Source organism: Labilibaculum sp. DW002 (assembly GCF_029029525.1).
Lineage (GTDB): Bacteria > Bacteroidota > Bacteroidia > Bacteroidales > Marinifilaceae > Paralabilibaculum > Paralabilibaculum antarcticum.
On sequence record NZ_JAKJSC010000001.1, the window covers coordinates 2,570,319 to 2,594,153 of the forward strand.

The 23,835-nt window shown below is 34.9% G+C and carries 18 protein-coding genes; 11 read left to right on the forward strand and 7 right to left on the reverse strand.

Annotated elements, in window-relative coordinates:
• Nucleotides 1–3: 3 nt before the first annotated feature.
• Genes L3049_RS10235 through L3049_RS10255 form a run of 5 tightly spaced genes read left to right on the forward strand, consistent with a single transcriptional unit; the run spans nucleotide 4 to nucleotide 10,074 of the window.
• The gene (locus tag L3049_RS10235; RefSeq protein WP_275109711.1) at nucleotides 4–2,373 is read left to right on the forward strand and encodes an ABC transporter permease; all 2,370 of its coding nucleotides are present in this window, start codon (nucleotides 4–6) and stop codon (nucleotides 2,371–2,373) included.
• Between the two features lie 28 nt (nucleotides 2,374–2,401).
• Complete coding sequence (locus L3049_RS10240) at nucleotides 2,402–4,744, forward strand: ABC transporter permease (protein ID WP_275109712.1); 2,343 nt, start codon at nucleotides 2,402–2,404, stop codon at nucleotides 4,742–4,744.
• 15 nt (nucleotides 4,745–4,759) lie between these two features.
• Nucleotides 4,760–7,144: an ABC transporter permease gene (locus tag L3049_RS10245; RefSeq protein ID WP_275109713.1), complete on the forward strand. Its 2,385-nt coding sequence runs from the start codon at nucleotides 4,760–4,762 to the stop codon at nucleotides 7,142–7,144.
• A gap of 16 nt (nucleotides 7,145–7,160) precedes the next feature.
• Complete coding sequence (locus L3049_RS10250) at nucleotides 7,161–9,551, forward strand: ABC transporter permease (RefSeq protein ID WP_275109714.1); 2,391 nt, start codon at nucleotides 7,161–7,163, stop codon at nucleotides 9,549–9,551.
• Between the two features lie 52 nt (nucleotides 9,552–9,603).
• Complete coding sequence (locus tag L3049_RS10255; RefSeq protein ID WP_275109715.1) at nucleotides 9,604–10,074, forward strand: nuclear transport factor 2 family protein; 471 nt, start codon at nucleotides 9,604–9,606, stop codon at nucleotides 10,072–10,074.
• A gap of 72 nt (nucleotides 10,075–10,146) precedes the next feature.
• Here L3049_RS10255 and L3049_RS10260 read toward each other — a convergent pair whose 3' ends face one another.
• From L3049_RS10260 to lpcA, 6 genes are all read right to left on the reverse strand, one after another.
• Nucleotides 10,147–10,668, reverse strand: coding sequence for a GNAT family N-acetyltransferase (locus L3049_RS10260; protein ID WP_275109716.1), 522 nt, complete (start codon nucleotides 10,666–10,668; stop codon nucleotides 10,147–10,149).
• A gap of 221 nt (nucleotides 10,669–10,889) precedes the next feature.
• Nucleotides 10,890–11,561: an inorganic pyrophosphatase gene (locus L3049_RS10265; RefSeq protein WP_275109717.1), complete on the reverse strand. Its 672-nt coding sequence runs from the start codon at nucleotides 11,559–11,561 to the stop codon at nucleotides 10,890–10,892.
• 478 nt (nucleotides 11,562–12,039) lie between these two features.
• Complete coding sequence (locus tag L3049_RS10270; protein WP_275109718.1) at nucleotides 12,040–13,338, reverse strand: cation:proton antiporter domain-containing protein; 1,299 nt, start codon at nucleotides 13,336–13,338, stop codon at nucleotides 12,040–12,042.
• A 233-nt stretch (nucleotides 13,339–13,571) separates the two neighbouring features.
• Entirely contained in the window at nucleotides 13,572–14,075 is a 504-nt protein-coding gene (locus L3049_RS10275) for a hypothetical protein (protein ID WP_275109719.1), read from the reverse strand.
• A gap of 117 nt (nucleotides 14,076–14,192) precedes the next feature.
• On the reverse strand, nucleotides 14,193–15,731 hold the full coding sequence (locus tag L3049_RS10280) for a YifB family Mg chelatase-like AAA ATPase (RefSeq protein WP_275109720.1): 1,539 nt from the start codon (nucleotides 15,729–15,731) through the stop codon (nucleotides 14,193–14,195).
• A gap of 159 nt (nucleotides 15,732–15,890) precedes the next feature.
• The gene (gene lpcA, locus L3049_RS10285) at nucleotides 15,891–16,466 is read right to left on the reverse strand and encodes a D-sedoheptulose 7-phosphate isomerase (protein WP_275109721.1); all 576 of its coding nucleotides are present in this window, start codon (nucleotides 16,464–16,466) and stop codon (nucleotides 15,891–15,893) included.
• A 166-nt stretch (nucleotides 16,467–16,632) separates the two neighbouring features.
• On the opposite strand from lpcA, the gene L3049_RS10290 reads away from it, so the two are divergent.
• From L3049_RS10290 to L3049_RS10315, 6 genes are all read left to right on the forward strand, one after another.
• Nucleotides 16,633–17,436 carry an ion transporter gene (locus L3049_RS10290; protein ID WP_275109722.1) on the forward strand — a complete coding sequence of 268 codons (804 nt, stop codon included), beginning with the start codon at nucleotides 16,633–16,635 and terminating at the stop codon, nucleotides 17,434–17,436.
• Between the two features lie 263 nt (nucleotides 17,437–17,699).
• Entirely contained in the window at nucleotides 17,700–18,005 is a 306-nt protein-coding gene (locus L3049_RS10295) for a hypothetical protein (RefSeq protein WP_275109723.1), read from the forward strand.
• A 75-nt stretch (nucleotides 18,006–18,080) separates the two neighbouring features.
• Nucleotides 18,081–20,063, forward strand: a complete 1,983-nt coding sequence (mutL, locus tag L3049_RS10300; protein ID WP_275109724.1) for a DNA mismatch repair endonuclease MutL — start codon at nucleotides 18,081–18,083, stop codon at nucleotides 20,061–20,063.
• Between the two features lie 94 nt (nucleotides 20,064–20,157).
• Nucleotides 20,158–20,979, forward strand: a complete 822-nt coding sequence (locus tag L3049_RS10305) for a rhomboid family intramembrane serine protease (protein ID WP_275109725.1) — start codon at nucleotides 20,158–20,160, stop codon at nucleotides 20,977–20,979.
• Nucleotides 20,980–20,999: 20 nt separating this feature from the next.
• Nucleotides 21,000–21,935 (forward strand): rhomboid family protein, encoded by a 936-nt coding sequence (locus L3049_RS10310; protein WP_275109726.1) that lies wholly within the window; start codon nucleotides 21,000–21,002, stop codon nucleotides 21,933–21,935.
• Nucleotides 21,936–21,939: 4 nt separating this feature from the next.
• Complete coding sequence (locus L3049_RS10315; protein ID WP_275109727.1) at nucleotides 21,940–23,013, forward strand: endonuclease/exonuclease/phosphatase family protein; 1,074 nt, start codon at nucleotides 21,940–21,942, stop codon at nucleotides 23,011–23,013.
• Here L3049_RS10315 and L3049_RS10320 read toward each other — a convergent pair whose 3' ends face one another.
• Nucleotides 23,014–23,736 (reverse strand): toxin-antitoxin system YwqK family antitoxin, encoded by a 723-nt coding sequence (locus tag L3049_RS10320; protein WP_275109728.1) that lies wholly within the window; start codon nucleotides 23,734–23,736, stop codon nucleotides 23,014–23,016.
• Nucleotides 23,737–23,835 lie beyond the last annotated feature (99 nt).

Below are 23,835 nucleotides of genomic sequence, written 5' to 3' on the forward strand. Positions count from 1 at the left end.
ATTATGAAATTACCTATTAGTCTTAAATTATCTATTCGTAGCATCCTGAAAAACAAAGTTCAATCCGTTATTAGCATATTGGGTTTGGGAATTGGTTTGGGTTGTGTGTTTTTACTGCTTTTGCTGTATATACATGAAAATTCTTTCGATAAATTCATTCCTCAAAAGGAAAATTTATATCGAATTATTCGTGGAGAAGATTGCAATACTACCTACCCATTGGGAAGTACGATACAAGCGGAAATTCCTCAGGTAAATAGCTTTTTTAGAATTCATCAGGTAAGCCAAGTAGAATTAAAAAACGCCAATAATGTTTTGCTCAAAGATGATAATTTTGCTTGTGCAGATAGCAGTATATATAAGAATTTAGGAATTAAAATTCGGAATGGTAGCGTCCCAAGATCTGTTAACGAAATTTGTATTTCTTCATCCATTGCAGATAAATATTTTGCGAAGGAAGATCCGATTAATCAATTGTTAAAGATTAAAATAGGTGAACAGTTTTGTGATTTAAGTGTTTGCGGTGTTTACAAGGATTTTCCCGCTTATTCAAGTCTACATCCTAATTTCATTGGGCACATTCATCTAATGGATAAGTTCTCATCTCACAAAAGAAAAAAATGGGGACATTACACATCATCAAAAAATAATTTTAGAGACTGGAATCATTTTGATTTGCATACCTATGTTCGTTTGACTTCAAAAGCAAAACCTGCTATGGTCGAACAAAGTTTACAAGCATATAAAAATCGCACATCTGATGAGAAAATAATGGTTCTAGATTATCATTTACAGCCAGTTTCTGATATATATCTCCATTCGAACAACTTGAATCGTAATTTTTATACTCGAAAAGGAAACCCGAGCGAGTTGATCTACTTTTTGATCATATCTTCTTTAATTTTAATTATTGCAATCGTAAACTATGTTTTTCTGACAAAGGCCAAGATTGAAATTCGCATTAAAGATTTAGGAGTACAAAAGGCAATGGGTGCTTCCAGTATGCATATTTTCAAGCAAGTATTATTGGAATCAAATCTCTTGGCAATCATCAGTCTTATACCAGCATCACTAATTGTCATACTTGGAATTCCCTATTTAAAAGAAACGCTCAACAGAACACTAAGCATTGATGTTTTTACACTTTGGCAGAGCTATATTGCTCTTATTCTTGTGGTACTTATTACTGGCAGCTTTGCTGGACTGCTAATTGGATTTCGTGTTTCAAAAATCTCCTCGGTACTACTGATTAAAGGCAAATTAGTGAAATCTATAAAAAGAAAGCAATGGGGAAATTCATTCTTAATTGTACATTTTACAATATTCGTATTATTAATTGTTGGCGTAATAAGCATCAAAAAACAATTGGATTTCGCTCAAACAGGATCTAAAAATATCGATACCCAAAACATCATTGTCTGTGAACTAAATTCTGAAGAGTTGAGCCAACAATTCCAGATGATTGATAGTGAGATAAGAAAAATACCAGGTGTAACAAAAGTTGCTGGATCATCCTTTATTCCTCCTTTTAAAAATTTCCTTCCTGTTAATATGGCATGTGGTGATGATCAAGTTCGTTTCGATGGTTTGATTATGGGTAAAGGCATGATTGATCTCTTGGGCTTAAAGCTTATAGATGGAGAAGGTCTAGGTGATTTCCATGACAATAGGAACGAAATGGTTTTTAATGAATCGGCCGCAAAAGAGCACAATCTTAAAGTTGGCTCTATATTTAATGGCGCTTTTTTGGTAAGAGGTATTGTGAAAGATTTTAACGCACACTCCTTTCATGAAAAAATTCGTCCGATGGTAATTCTGCAACAGGATCCTAAAAAATTATACCTTTTAGCAGTAAAAACTACAGAGAATAGCCATGTGTCCGTTCAAAAGAAATTGAATCAGTTTTTCAAAAAAATTGCTCCTGATAAAATCGTCAAAACCTATTCTTTACAAGATCAAATCAATCAATTTTATCATAAAGAAGAACAACAGGTGAAAATTATTAGTGCCTTCTCTTTACTTGCTATTGTATTATCAATTATGGGCTTATTAGGTATGGTGCTAAATGCCATATTCTTAAAAAGAAAAGAAATTGGAATTCGAAAAATAAACGGTGCTAAAACCCATGAAATAATAAAAATGCTAAATCGAGATTTTCTAAAATGGGTTGCAATTGCCTTCATCATAGCTTGTCCAATAGCTTATTATGTCATAGATAAATGGTTGGAAAACTTTGCCTACAAAACAGAACTTTCATGGTGGGTATTTGTTTTGGCAGGACTTATTGCCATGTGTATTGCACTACTGACTGTATCTGTTCAATCGTGGAGAGCAGCCACAAGAAACCCTGTTGAAAGTTTGAGGTATGAGTAATAATTGCACATAATACAAACCATAAACTATGCATTTAATCAAACAGATTTTTCGAAGTATATTGAAATTTAGAATGGCTTCTCTATTCTCAATTTTCAGTTTAGTTACGGCATTTTTATGCATTATTATAATTACACTCTACGTATCATTCGAAAAGAGTTTTGATCAATTTCACACAAACAATAGTTCAATTTATAGAGTCGAAACTAGTTATTCGGCTTGGATTCCAGCAATCGCAGCAGATGTAATCAAAGAGAATATTCCAGAAGTGGTAAATGTAACTTCTATTTGGAATAGGGGGAAATCTAAATTTGCAACAGAAAAAATGAATTTGTCAGACCAATTTGTTTCCACAGATGCCTTATATGCAAGTGATGAATTTCTAAGAATGTTTAGTTTTCCATTAATTATTGGCGATAAAAATACAGTGCTCATTGAGCCTGGAAATGTTGTCATTACCGAATCCCTCAGCAAAAAACTATTTGGTAAAGAAAACGCATATGGAAAAACGATTACCATAAATAAAGCCGAATTCATGGTAAGCGGTATTATGCATGATCTCCCTAACAACTCAACCATCCAATCAGATTGCTTAATCTCTTTTTCTACTTTAACTCGAGATGCTCGCGGTAAAATAAAAGCCACGAAATCTTGGTCCGAATGGAGTTATAATGTTTTCATCCAAGCTCGCAAGGGTATCAAACCAAAAAAATTGGTTCAAAAAATATCACAAATCGATCAATTTGATAAAAAGTTAGAAGGAATAAAAGAACGTAATCCAAACAAGGAACCTCTTAGCCTAAGACCTTTAAAGGAATTGCATTATGCATCATCCTATTGGGGAAAATCAAACAAACTAATTTTAAATATTCTAAGCATATTAGGATTTATGATTATGTGCATGGGATTTGTAAACTTTATCAATTTCTCCACTTCTCAAGCTTCAAATCGTGCCAAAGCTCTTTCAATTCAACAAGTTTTAGGAGGAAAAAAACAGATGGCTCGAATTCAAGTAATTCTTGAGTCTATTATATTATCCCTCATCTCAATTATAGTTGCCATCGCTATTCATTTTCTAATTTACCCAACAATTGAATCGTTCTTTGAGATAAAAGGGCTTTCATTTGAATCCAGACCTATATATCTAATCTGGTTTTTTATCTTATCCATCTCCTTTGGTGTTTTGGCGAGTCTATATCCTTCAAATTATTTTAATTCAGCTCCGATATCAGAAGTTATAAAAGGAAAAATTTTCTTCGTTAAAAAGGGGAAAGCATTTAGAAATGCATTAATAATAATCCAGTTTGTTTTTGCAATTGGACTAATTATATCAACATTAATTATTGAGAAACAACTCCATTTTTGGAAAAATTTTGATATCGGAATTGACAAAGAACATGTTGTTTGCATCCGCACGACAAAAGACCTTAGAGAACATCATCAAGCTTTCGCAGATGAATTGATGAAATCAAGAGAAATTCTCGATTATACATATTCTAATTTTATTCCAGGTCAAGTAGGAATGGGTTGGGGACGTGAAATTGATGGACAATATGTAAATATTAAATGTTGGCCTATTGATCATCATTTTCTTGACTTTTTCAAAATAAAAATAGCGGAAGGAAGAAGCTTTAATCCAAATTCTCAAGCTGATATCAATACCTTTATTATTAATCGTAAAGCTGCAGAAGAATTTGGATGGGAAAATCCTCTCGAACATCAAATGGGAGGCTTCGATTTCTTGGGAGATATTATAGGTGTTGCTGAAAATTTCAATTTTTCCAGACTACAAGATGAAATAATGCCTATGCAATTCTGGCTTACGAATAAAAGAAAATACGTTTTAATGTTACGTGTACAACCTCAAAAATATCAACAAACAGTTACGTACATAAAAAATATTGCACAAAAATTTGATTCAACGAATCAAATTGACGTTAAATTCCTTGATGATCAATTGAATGCATTATACACAAAAGAAGAAAAGATCGCTCGCTTTATCGAATTCATTACACTATGGTGTGTAATACTTGCCATGTTTGGAATACTTGGACTTAGCTTCTTTATAGGCTATGATAAAACAAAAGAAATCGGTATTAGAAAAGTAAACGGAGCTAAAACCCACGAAATTATTAAAATGCTCAATATAGACTTCCTAAAATGGATCGCTATTGCCTATTTAATTGCTTGCCCCTTAGCATATCTGGCAATGAATAAATGGCTCGAGAATTTCGCCTACCGAACAGAACTTAGCTGGTGGGTTTTTGCATTGGCAGGAATCATCACTATGGGCATTGCATTGCTAACCGTTTCATTCCAATCGTGGAGAGCAGCTACCAGAAATCCTGTGGAAAGTTTGCGTTACGAATAAATAAAATTGAAAATTATGCTTTGGTATCATTTAAAATTATCGGTTTTACGTCTGCTTAAAAATAGAGCTTTTTCGGTAACCAATATATTGGGTCTCAGTATTGGAATTGCATCCTTTTTCGTTCTGTTCATTCATGTGCAAAACGAACGAAGTTACGATAGGCATATTAAAGATCATCAAAATATCTACAGAGTCGTATCAACACCTTCGCATATCAACGACCCTTGGGCTAGAAGTTTAGGATTCATAAAAGAAGCGTCCATAAATTTTCCAGAAGTCGAAAATGCAACACAATTTTCACATTGCCCGTTAGGAACCATTAAAATAAATGAACAAAGCGTATCGCAAACGGATATTTTATCGGTCGATACCAATTTCATGAACCTATTTGGCGTTGAAAGTCTTATTGGTAAATTGTCTGATATTACAAAACCCAATGTTGCTTTCATTTCTGAGCGTTGTGCAAAAAAACATTTTGAAAATGAAAACCCAATTGGACAATACATTGATGTTGAGCGCTTGCAATACAGAAGAGTTCTTGGGAAATATGAAATTATTGGCGTCGTTAAAAACACGCCTATCAAAACTCATTTCAATTGCGAAATTCTGCTCTCGCAAAAAGGTTCACTAGAAGCAGCTTATGCTGCTTTATCCGAAAGAAAAATTCAATGGGTTTACAACTATCTAAAATTAAAAAAAGGAGTCTCGCCTTCCATTATTGAAGAAAAACTTCTCAAAAACTTCAATAATTCAAGCTTAAGACAGACCCGAGGGCCTAAAGATTACAAATTCAAACTCGCGAATCTTACCGATATTCATTTAAAATCAAATTGTAGATTTGAATTAAAAGAAAGCAATTCAAAAATAAATATCAATTTATTCACAATCGTTGCCCTTGTTATATTACTAATTTCCTTAATCAATTTTGTTAGCTTAATCACCGTTAACCTATTCAAAAGATCAAAAGAATTTGGACTAAAATCTTCAATTGGCGCTCACAAAAAACATTTGCTAACTCAAGTTCTTATTGAAGTGCTTCTCCTTTGTTCTTTATCAGTCATCATCTCCTTATTTCTGATTGAAATAATAACACCTTACATTAATAACTTCTACGAAATTCAATTCGACATCTTCTATTTAGAGCCGATCATTTATCTGGCAGCATTGACCGTTCTGCTCTTTAGTGGAATTTTAAGTGTCCTTTTTGTGCGCTTTTTTATTTTAAACAACAACTCAACCAGTGATATCATAAAGGGTCAAACACCTTTAACTGGCAGACGTATTTTACAACCATTAATGATCTTTCAAATCATGATCGTAATTGTACTTATTTCATCTGCCATTTTGGTCAACAAACAAATCTCCTACCTGCTAGATAAACCTCTTGGCTTTACAAAAAATAATATTGTTGTGCTTAAACTGACTGATTTTTCGAAAGACCCCAATGTTTTTGCGAATGAATTAAGAAAAAAATCATCCATTGAATCGATTGGTTTCACGATGCAACATTTTGGTTATCCAACACAAACCCTTTCCTTAGAAGGATTTGGAATTGAAGGAACTGCGGAATTGTCTATGGCTAATTATGATTTTTTAAAAACCATGAACATTCCTTTTATTCACAACTACATCAATACTTCGAAGGATACCATTGATGGAATGGTGATCAACAAACATTTGTACAAAAGGTTGATGGAAAAACACAAAACGCTTGAGAATTTGAACGCCTACCGATCGGGAATCCCTTTAGAATCTGATCAGAGAAGAGTTGATATTATTGGCGTTGTGGAGGATTTCAATTACAGTTCTGCACACGATCAAATTGGGGACTATATTTTCATCATCAATGAATCTCATAACAGAGGCAGATTTATTCATATTCGTGTATCGCCAGGGAATACAAAAACAGCAATGACGAGTATTAAGAAAGAGTGGGAAAATCATTATCCCAACCAAAAAATAGATTACTTCTTTATGGATGATAAAATTGCACAGCAGTACAAATCAGAAAACATTCTACAGCGAATTCTAATGAGTTTCTCTATTCTTGGAATTATCATCGGAATTCTCGGAATTAGTGCACTCTCCTATTTTACCTCCGAACAAAGAACCAAAGAAATAGGTATCAGGAAGGTGAACGGAGCAAAAACCAAAGAAATACTATCCATGCTAAATGGTGATTTTGTAAAATGGGTAGCTATTGCCTTTGTAATTGCATGCCCTATTGCCTGGTTTACACTGAGAAAGTGGCTTGAAAACTTTGCCTATAGAACGGAGCTCAGTTGGTGGATGTTCATCTTGGCAGGAATTATTGCAATGGGAATAGCCCTAATAACTGTTTCATTTCAATCATGGAGAGCTGCCACACGGAATCCGGTGGAAAGTTTGAGATACGAGTAAATCTAAAACAAAAAATATGCTTTGGTATCATATTAAATATGCAATAAGAAGTACCCTGCGACAAAAATCCTATGGAATTACCAATATTATTGGTTTATCCATATCCCTTGCTGCTATTTTCTTAATCCTGTATTACATCCAATTTGAGACTGGTTTTGATCAACATTACTCCAATAGTGCACGGGTAGCTCGTTTTACCATGGAATATCAAAAAGGTGATTACAGTAACCATTTTGCTCGTGTTAAATATTCAGGCATTCAATATCTTGATGAAGATATCTCGGAAGTAAAATGCATGGCTCGTCTTTCTCCTTTTAGGCAATGTGCCGTTAAGATTGGAGAGGATAAATTCTATAGCAAGGGTGCCTATGCAACAGACTCAAATTATTTTAAGGTATTCAACGACACCTTATTACTGGGAAATCCAAATGAGATCTTAAATTCAAAAAATCAAGCTGTTATATCAGAGTCTATTAGTAAAAAATTCTTTTCCTCAGAGAATCCAATAGGCAAACAAATCTCTCTGGAACATCAATTTAATCCTCAATTTGTTGAGTATACAATTGTTGGTGTTATGAAAGATGTTCCTTCTCAAACCCATTTTCATCCAGAAATCCTTACCTCTCTGGATAAACAAGACAATTATTCAGCATGGAATTACACCTATTTGCTTTTGGATAAACCCGAAAGTATCAATCGGGTAAAAAATCAGTTTGATGAATTCAAGAAAAAACACTTAGATGAAGTATCAGCCCCTCTTTATACATTTCATCTACAAGCTGTTCAGGATATCCATCTGCATAGTCACAAAGACAGAGAAATAGAAATTAATGGAGATATAAAAAATGTAAGAATATTAATTCTATTGGCGATACTTATTATTGTAGTGGCCTTTATCAACTTTACAAATTTAAATCTTGTGGCCATAAAGGAGCGATCTAAAAATATATTGGTAAACCATTTTCTTGGTGGAAAACTACATCACATTGTCATAGTAGGTTTCTGGCAAAATCTTATCATCATTGGTCTTTCTGTCCTTATTGGATTTATTTTAGCTCGTTTGGCATATCCAGGTTTTCAGCACCTATTTTCTCTACCTGATTTTGCCATTTCACTGTCTACCTATAAAGTTTTACTAATTACAATATTTCTGCTACTCCTGTGTGGATCCTTTATCGGAATCTTACCCATTCTGAGATACAAAATTAAGCCAGATATAGTTAATAGTTCAGGACAAGATCTTAAAGCTAAATCAGGAAAAATATCGAGTGGTATATTATTATCCTTGCAGTTTGCCATCGTAGTTGGTCTATTAATTACAACTTTCGTTATCCAAAGTCAGATACATCTTTTAATGGCAAATAGGCTAGGCGGAAACGACAAAAACATTATTAACATCACAAACGTATCGCGCTCTTTACTTGACAAATATGATATATTTAAAAGCAAATTATTAAAAATACCCGGAATTGAAAATGTAACTGGTGCTATGGAAGAGCCAGGAGGCGAAATCATGGATGCCTTTTTCTACCATTTGGATGGTATAACCAAAGAAGAATTCTCAAGCAATCGCCTTAATGTATTCCCTTGCGATCACAATTATCTAGATTTTTATAACGTAAAAATGCTAGCTGGTAGCAACTTCACTCCCGATCCAGATAAAAAGCAATACATCCTAAACAAAACAGCATTAAAATACATTAAAGCGGAACTTCCCGCTGAAGAATTTATTAATCGGGATTTTGAATTCAATTATAATTATAACGAACTTCTGTCAAAAGGGAAAATTGTTGGTATTTGTGACGACTTGCATTTAACAAGCATGGATGAGAAGGAAAAACCCATTGCTTTACATTATCAAAACATGGTTAATTCCTGCATAAGCATACGTTTTACTCCTGAAGCTCTGCTTGGTATTTTACCTGAAATCCAATCTACATGGGAGCAATTATTTCCTGATTATGCATTGGAATATCATTTCATCGATGATTTGTATCTGCAACAATACAAACAATACATCAATCAACGGAATTTTCTGAGTGTGTTGTCAATCCTATCCATTCTAATAGCTTGCATCGGATTGATTGCAATTTCCATTTCAATGATACAAGCCAGAAAAAAAGAAATAAGCATCAGAAAGGTAAATGGGGCAAAAACCCATGAAATTATTAGAATGCTCAATAAAGATTATCTCAAATGGATGATTATTGCCTTCATTATAGCTTGTCCAATAGCTTATTATGCCATAGATAAATGGTTGGAAAATTTTGCCTACAAAACAGAACTTTCATGGTGGGTATTTGCTTTGGCAGGATTCTTAGCTATGGGAATCGCACTGCTTACCGTTTCTTTTCAATCCTGGCGAGCAGCAACAAAAAATCCTGTGGAGAGTTTGAGGTATGAGTAGATCAAATCTTAATTTAAAAAACAATAAATGATTTAACTAACAATAACACAGTATGAAAAAAACACTATTATTCACAATTTTCCTGTTCTCTTCTATTACACTTCTTTTGGCACAACAAAATGATGTCGAAAAAGAGAAAGAGCTTATTAAAAATGTAATTCAAAGTGCATATATTGATGGCTTGTGCAATAATTTTGAACTTGATTCGATACATGAGGGGATCCATCCAGGTTTTGTTTTATTTGGATCGGGACAAGGAAATATCCTGAGAAAAACCACAATACACAATTGGATCGAATATGCAAAAATGGGCAAAGCCAAGGGTAATAAATATACTTTCCAAAATGAGTTTACCACCATAAAATATCAATTTATTGATGTTACTGGCAAAGCGGCTGTAGCTAAAATAGATTTTTACGAAGGTGAAGAATTAAAATTTGTAGATTACCTGTCCTTATTGAAATTTGAATCAGGATGGAGGATAATCAGCAAAACTTATCACGCCTTGCCACAAGAAAAATAAAAGGATTTTAAAGAATCGTACCCTTTTAAGGAATAATGAATAAGCCTCAGGTTAAAACCTGAGGCTTATTCATTATTTATTTACTCGTTTATACCAAGTAATTTCATCTCCTTGATATTTGAATTTTTCTTCCAATTTAAAACCTAATTTCTCCAAAACTCGTTGCGATTTCTTATTGCTCACCAAAGTCATGCTGCAAATTTCAGGTAGCTTTAATTCTGAAAAAGCATATTCAATCGCAGCCTTTGTGGCTTCAGTAATTAATCCTTTCCCCCAATATTTACGCAACAAACGAAAACGCAGATCATAAAAATCAATGTGCCCGTTATAGCTTTCCTTTTCCAACTTAAACCCTGTCCAGCCAATAAAACGATCCGATTCTTTCTCAACAATCGCCCACCTACCAATTCCATTCTTTTGGTATTGCTCCTGTATCGATTCAATCATTTTTTGACTCTGACCAATGTCACGAATCGGTTTTCGCCCTAAAAACTTATACACTTCGGGGTCAGAATCCATTTCAAACATGAATTCATCATCACTAGCTAATATTTCTCGTAGATATAATCTTTCTGTTTCAAACAATATTTTCATTCTGAGCCTTCCTACTTTTCATTTTAAAAATCAATATTTTAATCTCGCACATATCCGTCAATTGTGCAAATTTTTCAGCCTTAAAATTCTTATTTAGATTAAATTACCAGAATATTTAACTATAGATTAACAGATTACTCATTTTAGCCTTTATTAGCACAAAAAAAAAGCAACAGCTCTTTCGAACCATTGCTTTATATCTTTTCACAATTATTAATTGCTTAAACGTGTCTCAAAATATCTTCCAAATTCTCAAATTTGGTTTTGTAATCATTCATCGAACGAACAATTACTTCATGAGCCTCTTCAACCCCATAAATGTGAGTAATTTCAGCCTCACTCTCCAAACCTGGCATATCCTTATAAGTTAAGAAATAATGCTTTAAACGATCAGTAATTACAGCTGGCACACATTTTATATCGGTAAAACCACCATACGTAGCATCGTTTATTAAAACAGCAATTATCTTATCATCCGCCTCATTTCCATCAATCATTCTAAAGCCACCAATTGGGCGAACTTCAGCAATAATATCCCCATGAGAAATTGATTTTTCCGTTAAAATACAAATATCTAAAGGATCCAAATCTCCTTCAATACCTTCTTTTCCAGATTTTTCGCTACAGTATTCGCCAACCGATCTTCCACAATAAGTCTGTGGTAAAAATCCATACAAAGCAGGAACTACATTCGAAAATTTCTGAGGGCGATCAATCTTTAAATAACCACTCGTTTTATCAACCTCATATTTAACGGTATCAGTAGGAACCATTTCAATAAAAGCCATTACCGATTCCGGCGCATTGTCTCCAACATCCAGCCCATGCCAAGGATGAGACTTGTAACGCAATCCCATTAATCTTGCAATAGGATCATTCAATTTGTTTCCCATAGTAAGTGTTTCTTTTAAAGCTTCGTTTTTAGCACAACGATCTTAATTCTTTAGTTAAACAAATTTAGCAAAACAATATAAAAAACAACCCAATCGTCTTTTTCTTTTCTCTTTATTCTCAAAATTGAGTGATTTCCGCCATTTTTATTGGGGTTCCCTCCTTTCAGTCGGTCGGGCTATTCGCTATAACTCCTCGCCTTCCCACTCACATCCCAACGCCAAGCTGTGGGGTTTCCGCTTCTATCCCTAACCCAAAACCGCTGCTATTATCAAATTACTACGAACAATTCCCCCACCAACCAATGCAAACATGCTTATTGTATGATGTGGCGATAATTCGAATACAGAATATCCCAGAGGGATTTCATGTTTATAAAAAAACAATACGAAAAGTTTGGTACGACTCCTTCGGAGTCGAATTATGTGGGTTAGCTTTTTTGCTATAAATATTTGAATCCTAAGGATTCATTCTTAATTGTCAATTGTTCTTCTCTTCACTAGTTTCTTCTTCCTGATTAATTATATTTTCCTCTTCAACTATTGGGTTGATGAGCAAAGGAATGTCGCTCACAATAGCAGAATGAATTAGTCCCCAAGACATGATTAGGCTGGTCGAAATAATAATGAACAAAAGGATACCAGGATCAAAGGACTCGTTAGCATATTCTTGAGGAATGGCATAATACAGCAAAACGGTAATCAAGCCTCGAGGTGCGATCCAAATTTGTGGAAAAATATCAACACCTATAAAAATACGAAGCAATAACCAGCGTATGGCATAAATACTAAGCAAGAGCATTAAACTGACCTCCAAAACACTATAGTTGAGCAGATTTGAAACAATAATACTCAAGCCAAATATTACAAAAAAGAAGGTCCTAACAACAAAAGCAGATTCCATTGTTATCACATGCAGCTCTCTTTTTAAAACATCGAACCTCTCTTTATGAAGATATTTTCGCAAAGGACCACGATAAAACAATTCATTATTCTGAGCAATTATTCCAAACACAAGAATGATAATGAGCGGTGATAAATGTAATATTTTGCCAACAGCATAAAGTAAAACCAATATAGAAATCAACAGAAATAAATGCGCTCCATCTTTAACAAACTGGAAGGCATATAGAAGTAAGTAGCTAGCAACAAATGCGACTATGCAAGAAACGACAGTGCTTATACCAAAACTTAACATCGGATGCATAATTTGTGATGTACTCAAAGGATCTGGATTTTGAAATTCAATAACATTCAGAACAAAATAGAAGAGCATAATACCAATAATATCGCTAAATGTGCTCTCGTAAACATGAAATTCTTTTTTCTCTTCACTCAAATTTCCAACACTTGGAATGATAATAGCACTTGAGAGAATTGATAAGGGCGTGGCATACAACATCGCAGTAAACCAATCCATGTCAGGAATTAAATAAAATATGATGCCCGCTGCAGCCATCAGTGAAAAAATAAGCCCCAGACTTGCCACCAAAAGTGATTTCAAAATAACTCTGATTTTATCTTTCTTCAGTTCGAGTTCCAATGCAGCTTCCAGTACAATCATAATCAACCCAATAATCCCAATGATCTCAAGTATTGGAAAAAAATCAATTTCCGGAATCTTCATTAGTTTTAATCCATACTGGATAATCACACCCAAGCCAATTAGCATAAGAACAGCAGGCACATTGGTTCGGTTTGCTATTTTGGTGAAAATAAACGAGAGCAAAATGATTAAACATCCTGCTATAATTAAATGATATGAGTCGAATTCGAGCATTTGCAATAGATTATTATTTATTTTATCGAAAATAAACATTTTTAAGATAATAAATCCACTGATTGCAGGTAAATAAAGGGCTTCGAAGAAATTCAAATTTTCATATAAGCAATTGGCAAGAAATCTAATACAGATCTCTCACAATATCATAGGGATAGGACATTCTACCAACCCAAAAACATCAAACAAAAAAAGTCACACCATAGCATGACCCTACAAACATTCAATAATTTCTAATTCAAAATTAAAGGCGTTAAATCATTCTTAATGGTATTGTATTCCTCACGACCAATAACTTCAAGGTCTAAAAGTTCTTTTGCTTCTTTTAGCTTATTGATCGCTTCTGTTCTTGTTAATTTTGCCTTTGGATTTTTAATTTCTCCAGTTACCAAAGCCGATTCATAATCTATTAATACAGATGATAAACCAGAACCTTTTACCTGAACGTAAATCTTAAAGCCTTTCCATTTTTCGCCGTATGCTTTTAGCTTCTTAATTACAACAGAAGTTCCGGATATATCAGGGCTAAGCATTTCTCCATTTTCCGAAATATAATTAAAACCTGTATTTGCAGAAGGCAATCCTACAACCAATGTATCTCCAACTTTAATTTGGTTTCCATTCTTACTAAGGTATTCAGTAAAACTACCTTTCTTACTTAATTTGCCAAATTCTGCATTTTGGGAATAGCACAAAGAGCATTGTGCTATCAATAACAAGATTAAAAGTTGTCTCATTTATATTTTAGTTTAAACATCCCTCTGTCCTGTCGAACATCTCCCCTAAAATGGAAGATTACTTTAATTGAGAGAGAAATAAAAATATTCATTTATAATTCTTAATTAATCATTAATTTACCCTCCCCATCCATCACGATCCAAACTTCTATATTGGATCGCTTCCGATAGGTGATCGGTTTCGATAGTTTCAGATCCTTCTAAGTCGGCAATTGTTCTCGATACCTTAAGAATTCTGTCGTATGCACGAGCCGATAGCCCAACCTTCTCCATAGCTACTTTAAGAAGCTTCATACCATCTTCATTGGGCTGACAGTGTTGGCGCAGTAATTTTGAACTCATTTGTGCATTGCAATGCACACCATCTTGTTCCTCGAAACGTTTTTCTTGTATTTGTCGAGATTTCTCAACCCTCTCGCGAATTACCTCACTTTTTTCCGAAAGCCGTTTTTCTGATATCTTATCGAAAGAAACAGGGGTAACCTCTATATGAATATCAATACGATCGAGAAGTGGTCCAGAAATTCGGCTCAAATATTTTTGTACCATACCCGGAGGACACAGGCAATCTTTATCAGGATGATTATAAAATCCGCAAGGGCAAGGGTTCATAGAGGAAATCAACATGGTACTTGCCGGGTAATCAACCGTAAATTTAGCGCGTGATATGGTAATGGTTCTATCCTCTAAAGGTTGTCGCATAACCTCAAGTACTGTGCGTTTAAACTCAGGTAGCTCATCGAGAAACAAAACCCCATTGTGCGATAAAGATATTTCACCGGGCTGAGGAACAGTACCACCACCTACGAGGGCTACATCAGATATGGTGTGGTGCGGAGATCGAAAAGGACGCTTAGTCATTAAACCATTATCTTTTTCAAGAGTACCAGCAACAGAATGAATTTTTGTTGTTTCCAGTGCTTCCTGCAAACTCAATGGAGGCAATATGCCTGGTATGCGCTTTGCCAACATGGTTTTTCCAGAACCCGGAGGTCCGATCATGATAATATTGTGTCCCCCCGCTGCTGCAATTTCAAGAGCACGTTTCACATTCTCCTGTCCTTTTACATCGGCAAAATCATGAGGAAAATTATTTAGGTGTGCATAAAACTCAGCTCGCGTATCTACCTCAGTAGGTAGAATCTCCAAATCGCCTTTTAGAAATTCGATCACTTCCTTAATGTTATCAGCACCAATTACTCTTAATTTGTTTACAACAGCTGCTTCTTTTGCATTTTCCTTGGGTAAAATCAAACCTTCAAAACCTTCCTCTCTGGCTTTAATTGCCATTGGCAAAACACCTTTTATAGGAACTAAACTTCCATCAAGCGAAAGCTCTCCCATGATTACATATTTTTGTAAATCGGGGCACTTAATTTGCTCAGTTGCCGTTAAAATTCCAACTGCCAATGGTAAATCGTATGCCGATCCTTCTTTTCGAATATCAGCTGGGGCCATATTAATGATGATTTTTTTTCCCGGAATTTTATAGCCGACTTCACGCAATGCAGAATCAATACGCTGCTGGCTTTCTTTCACGGCATTGTCGGGTAAACCAACTAATGAAAAACGAACTCCGTTAAAAACATTGACTTCAATTGTAATAGTGGTGGCATGAATACCATACACAGCACTTCCGTAGGTTTTAACAAGCATATTACGAAATCTTACTAATTAACAATATCAACTCTTGAAGATAACAATAATATTTCACCGCACAAATACATAATTCATATTATGGAGCTTTTGTGACATCCTATAAAATAAAAAAGGGATGCCTATTCTGCATCCCTTCAACTTTATATGATCAAAAAATCATTTCATTTTTGCTTCGATATATTGAATTAAGCAATGAATAACTTTAATGTGAATTTCTTGAACTCGATCGGAATATTGCTTCCAAGGCACTCTAATTTCAACATCGCAAAGTTCTGCCATTTCGCCACCAGTTTTACCCGTTAAACCAACAACAAACATCCCCTTCTCTTTAGCTGCTTTAATTGCGTTAATAATATTAGCAGAATTTCCCGAGGTGCTAATTCCTAAAAATACATCTCCTGATTGCCCCATTCCTTCAACATATCTAGAAAAAATATAATCGAAGCCATAGTCATTGGCAACACAAGTAATGTGACTTGGATCTGATATTGCAACTGCTGCCATAGATGGTCTGTCGGCTCTAAAACGGCCTGTTAATTCTTCCGCAAAATGCATGGCATCACACATAGAACCACCATTACCACACGAAATAACCTTGCCATTTTTTTTTAAGGATTGAACCATTGCATCACCTGCCTTTTCAATCGCCAAAAAGTTTGCCTCATCGGCAACAAATTCATTCAATACTTTTTGCGCATCCAAAAAGCTTTCCTTTATATCGTTTAGAATCATCGTATTCAAATTTTACTCAAAAGTATAAAAAAAAGACCAATGAGTTTTAAGTTCTTGGATACTTTACTCCCTCACAACTCACTTCTTAGGATCCAAAACGAAAGTTTTTTCTACTCTTTCAAGTTTTTTAGTAAGTTTATGTTGTAAAACCCATACTAAACAGATCATGATCACTACCAAAAGTCGTCTCTACGAAATCATCTTTGAAGCCGATACAAAAACGGGAAAAATATTTGATGTTTCTCTCCTAATTGTCATCCTTCTAAGCATACTCTTGGTAATGCTCGAAAGTGTTCCATCAATTGAGGCTGAATACCACTATTTACTAAAAATATCAGAATGGGTGATAACCGGTATTTTCTCTCTTGAATACATTATGAGAATTTGGATTGTAAAAAAACCAAAGGCGTATATTTTTAGTTTTTACGGCATAATCGATCTACTATCGGTATTGCCAACCTATTTGGCTCTTATCGTTACAGGAACTCATGGTTTCATGGTTATTAGAGCTCTCCGATTGCTTCGCGTTTTCCGTATCTTAAAATTAAATCGTTACACCAAAGAGGGTACAATTATCATACGAGCTTTGCGCAATAGTAGAATAAAAATTTCTGTATTTCTCTTTGCTGTTGTTACTCTGGTGATCATTATTGGAACCATCATGTATTTAATTGAAGGCGGCGAAAATGGATTCACAAGTATTCCCCGTGGTATTTATTGGGCAGTTGTGACCCTAACAACAGTCGGATATGGAGACATTTCTCCTAGCACATCATTGGGACAATTCTTTGCGAGCATTGTCATGATAATGGGTTATGCCATAATTGCTGTTCCTACTGGAATTGTAACAGCAGAACTTAGCAAAAACTCTTCTAAGCCACAATCAACACAAGTTTGTCCGAATTGCATGGCCGATGAACACTCCGAAGACTCTATTTATTGTAATAAATGCGGTAAAAAACTAAATTAACAAGCCTTTCTCAACTACAATTTAAAGTGAAAAATTATCCACCTTCAAAAAAACTGTTTTTTAGGATATTTTAACGATCAAACTATAGGTTCTTCTGAAAAAAAAGTCATAATTTATCGGTATATTTGTAGGTCTTTTTTAGACAAAAAGGGTTGCCCGTTTCGATTCTTAAGAATTCCTTAGAAAATAATTTCTAAAAGGAATACAGTAGATTCTTTAAACATTACTGGCTTCACTTATTAATTGGTACAAAACATTTTATCATGGGATTTGCTAGTTTTTTCAATAAACCAGAACATAAAAAATTCAATATTCAACCTAGATATTGGGATCCTGCTAAAGAGGAAAGAGAAGAGCGAGAAAGAAGAATTAAAGGTGAGTTAGGTATAAAGGATGAAAATGATCAATACATTCCCAACATAAAAGGCCGAATGAAAAGTGAACTTCGTCATGGTCACTCGGGCTCAAGCAACGAACGTAACAAATCAAACATTCGAATGTTAGTCATTTTTGTTGTACTTTGTTTTGCAGCTTACATTTACCTTTACGGATGGGATGGAGTCATGTAAATTTCTTCCTTCTTAAAACACATTTAACCAACAAGTAATCCCTTTAAAATTAAACCTTAGAAGTAGAAATTCTATATGTCCGATATTATACAAATACTTCCAGATTCAGTAGCGAACCAAATTGCGGCAGGAGAGGTTGTTCAACGTCCAGCTTCAGTTGTTAAGGAATTGGTTGAGAATGCAATTGATGCAGGAAGTACTTCCATAAAAATAAACCTCAAGGATGCAGGTAAAACACTCATCCAAATTATAGATAATGGTTGCGGCATGTCGGCAACGGATGCCAGATTGGCTTTCGAGCGTCATGCGACTTCAAAAATTAAAGCTGCTAAGGATCTGTTTGCCATTCGTACAATGGGTTTTCGAGGAGAAGCTTTGGCTTCTATTGCTGCCATTGCCAATGTCGAACTAAAAACAAAACGAACCGAAGACGAGTTGGGTACTCATCTTGTGATTGATGGTTCTGAATTGGCTTCTCAAGATTCTATTGCTTGCCCACCGGGAAGTAATTTTATCGTGAAGAATCTTTTTTATAATGTTCCTGCACGACGAAAATTTCTCAAAGCGAATTCAACTGAACTTCGAAATATTATCACTGAATTTCAGAGAATAACTTTGGCTAATCCTGAAATTGAGTTTCAGTTGATTCATAACGATGCCGAGGTTTATAATTTGACACCAAGTAATACACGTCAGCGCATTGTCAATATTTTTGGTCGTAGTATCAATACCAGATTAATTAGTATTGATACAAATACGAGTATTGTAAAGTTGACGGGCTTTATTGGGAAACCTAAGAATGCTAAGAAAAGAACGGATGAACAGTTTTTCTTCGTGAACGATCGCTATATGCGCCATCCGTATTTTCACAAGGCTGTTTTGTTGGCTTACGATAAAATTTTGCCGCCTGATACTATACCGCCTTATTTTATTTTCTTCGAGGTTGATCCTAAGATTATAGATATTAATATTCATCCAACAAAAACAGAAATCAAGTTTGAGGATGAACAAGCAATTTTTCAGATTATTCAGGCCTCAATTCGTGAGGCTTTAGGGAAATTTAATATTGTTCCTTCTATCGATTTTGATGAGGATACCAGTTTAGAAATTCCGGTGGCTGGGCAAAATTCGGAAATTGAAGCTCCCATGATTAAGGTAAATCCGGAGTTTAATCCTTTCGAAGCAGATTCAAACTACAATCCTTTCGATGGAGAAAAAAGCTATAATCCTTTCGACGAGGAACGCAAGTCTTTTGAGTCCAATCAGTTTTATCAAGAATTTAAAGCCAAAACGCCTCCTCCTTCTAGCACTCCAACTAAAAAAGAGGTTCCTGAAAAATGGGAAACGCTTTACGAAGAGCCTGCTAAGAAAGAGAAAGAAGAAAAATTAAGCCAAGCGGCAATTGATCGGGAAAATATTCCTGATTATTTTCAGCCTCAACAATCGATGCCCGAGTTTACTCAAAAAACCTTACAACCTAAAGAGCAAATTCAAAAGGCAAAGAACTTTTTCCAGCTGAAAAACAAATACATTCTTACGCCAATTCGGTCCGGTTTAATGATTATTGATCAGCGCAAAGCTCATGAGCGAATTCTTTTCGAAAAGTTTATTAATTCATTGGAAAACCATCAAGGAATTGCGCAGCAAACACTTTTTCCACAAACCATAGAATTAAATGCTTCGGATTATACCCTTTTGCAGGTAATAATTGAAGATGTTAGAGCCTTGGGCTTTGACATTCGTGAATTTGGAAAGAAAACTTTTGTAATTAATGGTACGCCAGCCGATATTCAAAATTGCGAACCAAAGGAATTGGTTGAAAACCTATTGGCAAATTACAAATCGAACCAAATGGATGTGAAACTAAAAGTTCGTGAAAATCTGGCTAAATCTTTAGCAAAAGCTTCTGCCCTTAACTATGGCAAAACGCTTTCTAACGAAGAAATGAGCTCGATTCTTGATCAACTTTTTGCTTGTACAACACCAAACTTTACTCCTGACGGGAAAGCAATTATTTCTGTACTGGAGTCGCAAGAATTAGAAAGCCGATTCAAATAAAGTGACATTATGTCGCATATTTGTTATTAAAATACACACACAATAAAATGGTCTAACTATTGTTAGATATCAGTAAATAATAAAACAATTTCGAATGAGTCAATTTAGATCTTCATTAATGAATCTGCCTCCGGTTGTAAAAAACCTGTTAATAATTAACGTTCTTATGTTATTAGTCACTAGTGTTGTTGGTGACCGATTTGGCTTTAATATTGATCGTCTTTTAGCACTTCATTTTCCACTATCGGAATATTTTCGACCGCACCAATTCGTAACGCATATGTTTATGCATGGTGGTATTGGTCATTTGTTTTTCAATATGTTTGCTCTTTTTATGTTTGGGCGAGTATTGGAGAGTGTGTGGGGACCAAAGAGATTCTTAATTTACTATATGGTAACAGGGCTTGGAGCTGCTGCTCTTCACACTTTCGTGGGATGGCTCGATTATTCTTCGATGAAAGCTGCTGCCAATGCTTTTGCTAATACTCCAACGCCTGATTTAATGTTGGATTTTATTCGTGAACACATGGGCCGAGTTCAACCTTGGGTTACTGATTTTGTGAACTCTTGGGCTGAAAACCCAAGCAACGCCTACGATACACAGAAAGCCATCGCAATGGTGAACCAAATGATTACAGAGAACATTAATGTTCCAACAGTAGGTGCCTCTGGTGCTGTTTTTGGTATACTTCTAGCTTTTGGAATGTTATTCCCTAATACCGAGTTGATGCTGATTTTCCCTCCAATTCCAATTAAAGCCAAGTATTTTGTAATTGGTTATGGTCTTATAGAATTATTCATGGGTGTTCAAAATCAATCAGGCGACAACATTGCCCATTTTGCCCATTTAGGAGGAATGCTATTTGGCTTTGTCTTAATTAAGATTTGGCAGAAGAATTCAAAAAACTTTTATTAACAGCTAAAGATTGCTATTTCATGAGCATGAATTTTAACAACCCATACCAATCTTATTCTCATCAAAGTATTTGGGAAGGCATTAAGAACTCTTTTAAAGAGGGAAGCACGCTTAGTAAGTTAATTTACATCAATTTGGGAGTATTTTTAATTGTGAAAATTGTTGGCCTATTTACCTACCTTTTCAATTTGGAAATATCGCAAGTTCCATTTTTGGTTTATTGGCTATCGGTACCTGCCGAAACAAGCGCTCTTTTAGGAAGACCTTGGACCGTATTCAGCTATATGTTCTTACATAAGGGATTTCTTCATATTCTATTCAACATGCTTTGGCTGTATTGGTTTGGTAGAATTTTCCTGAGTTTTCTCGATCAGAAAAAACTATTAAGTGTTTATTTAATTGGCGGTTTAACTGGGGCAGCAGTCTTCATTTTTGCTTTTAATTTGTTTCCGGTTTTTGAGAATGTTTTACCTATAGCAGTGGCTTTAGGTGCTTCGGCTTCGGTAATGGCAGTTGTATTTGCTGCGGTTAGTTATTCCCCAAATTATATTGTAAATTTAGTATTCCTGGGACCTGTTAAGATCAAGTATATTGCTCTTTTCTTCGTTCTTACTGATATTATTCAGTTGCCTGATGGTAATGCTGGTGGGCATTTAGCTCATTTAGGTGGTGCTTTTTATGGTTGGCTATTTATCACACAATTACGTAAAGGAAAAGATATTTCTTCGGGCTTTAATCAGATGATGGATACCGTGTTTTCATGGTTTAAATCGAAAAAGAAGATGAAAGTGACACATAAAAGGTCACGTACGGGTGATGATAAGGCTTACAATAAGCAAAAGAAGCAAAAGCAAGAGAATTTGAATGAGATCCTTGAAAAAATATCTAAATCGGGTTATGATAGTCTTTCGAAAGAAGAGAAAGAAATTCTATTTAAGTCGAGTAATCAGAAATAAGCCGGTGAAAAAATTTCTGCACAAATTCTTAGTTATTTTTAGTCTTATTTTTTCAGGCTCACTCCTTATTTCTTATTTGGCAGCGCACATCAACCCTGAAAACTTTTGGCTACCAGCATTTTGGGGCTTAGCTTATCCCTATCTGCTAGCAAGCAATATTCTTTTTGTAATTTACTGGATGCTTCGAAGAAAGTGGAGTTTTCTAATTCCGCTTACGGCCATTTTAATTGGCTATCAGTCATTTGGGAATTTCATTCAAATTCGAATCAACAGAGATGCAGAACCTAAAGAAAATTCGTTTCAGGTTCTATCCTACAACATTCGCTCCTTCGACATTTACAAATGGACGAATGATCCTAAAACGCCAAAAAACATCCTTCACTTCTCAAAGAATAGCAAGGCAGATATTGTTTGTTTTCAGGAATTTAGAAGTACTGAAAAAGGCTTACTCAGCATGTACAACATCAAAAAAGAGTTAGGTATTAAACATGCAATTAAAAGTAAAAAAGGTACCGATGTTGCCATCTTTTCCAAATACCCAATCACTCATCAAGGTGAAATCTCGTTTGAAAAAGGAAATTTTGGAAGCGCTATTTTTGCTGATCTAAAAATTGGCAAGAAAACGCTACGGGTTTACAATCTTCATTTGGAATCGAACCGTTTTGTTAGAAAAAACTACAAGTTTATAAACAAAAAAGAATTTAAGGGAGACGAACAAGAACTAGATGAATTAAGAGACATTTCTTTCCGTTTGCGACATGCCTTCATTCGCAGGGCTAAACAAGCTCAAATCGTACGTTCGCACATCAATAAATCTCCTCATCCAACACTTGTTTGTGGCGATTTCAACGACACACCACAATCTTTTACGTATAGCACTTTAAGAGATGATTTTAAGGATTGTTTTAAAGAAAAAGGGAGTGGAATTAGCACAACCTATTCTGGCGATTTTCCTTCTTTTAGGATTGATTACATATTGCACGATAAAAACATGATCTGCAACAAATACAGCAGAATTAAGAAAGAACATTCTGACCATTTCCCAATTCTTTCCGAGCTATCTTTTGCAAAGAAATAATTACTTAATTATAATTCTGTATTTGCGCTGACTTACGTTGATGTTGTAATCTTGCGTTTGGTATTTAGCGATGATGCTAATGGTTGTATCCAAAGCTGTTCCACGAGTATATGGTATTTCGTATCGTCCTGATCCGCTTTTTGCATAAATAGGTTTTGCCACGACAGGAATGTATTTTTCCTTCATAAAATCAGAAACATAGAAAACCACATTCTTCGAGTAATTGGTTAAAAACAAGCTCAGAACAATCCGATCCTCCTTGATAATTTTCTGGACTTCTATTCCAGGAAAATTGCTGCGTAAACTACCATCTTTTCGATACTCTTTTAGACCAACCCCTGGCTGTCCCCTCAAGTAAGGAGTCTCTGCCCATAATTTTCCGTTGGCGTAATACTTTTTTTGAATTCCTTGCCTTTCATCCTCGTGATATGGAGTTAAGCTGTACAACTGTCCATTTTTATGAAATTTCTTTGCAAAACCACTCCTCATATCCTCGACGTACATAATTTCATCGCTTATTGCACCAGAAGAATAGTATATTCGGGTAAGGCCATGACGAACGCCATTTTTAAAAGTTATTTCTGCCGAAAGACGATTTTGATCATCGTATTGCTTTACCACACCATTCTCCACAAAAGAATCATCGGAACTCACCTGCTTTCCATCCTTTTGCTCGCATGCAAAAAGAAAGACAATCAATATGAGATGAATATATTTTTTCATTTAAAGGTGTATCTAAAGAATTGATTATAACAGAACAATTAATTGCACAACAAAGATTTGGTCTTCCTTAAAAATAGCGTAAAGGACTGTAAGATGAAA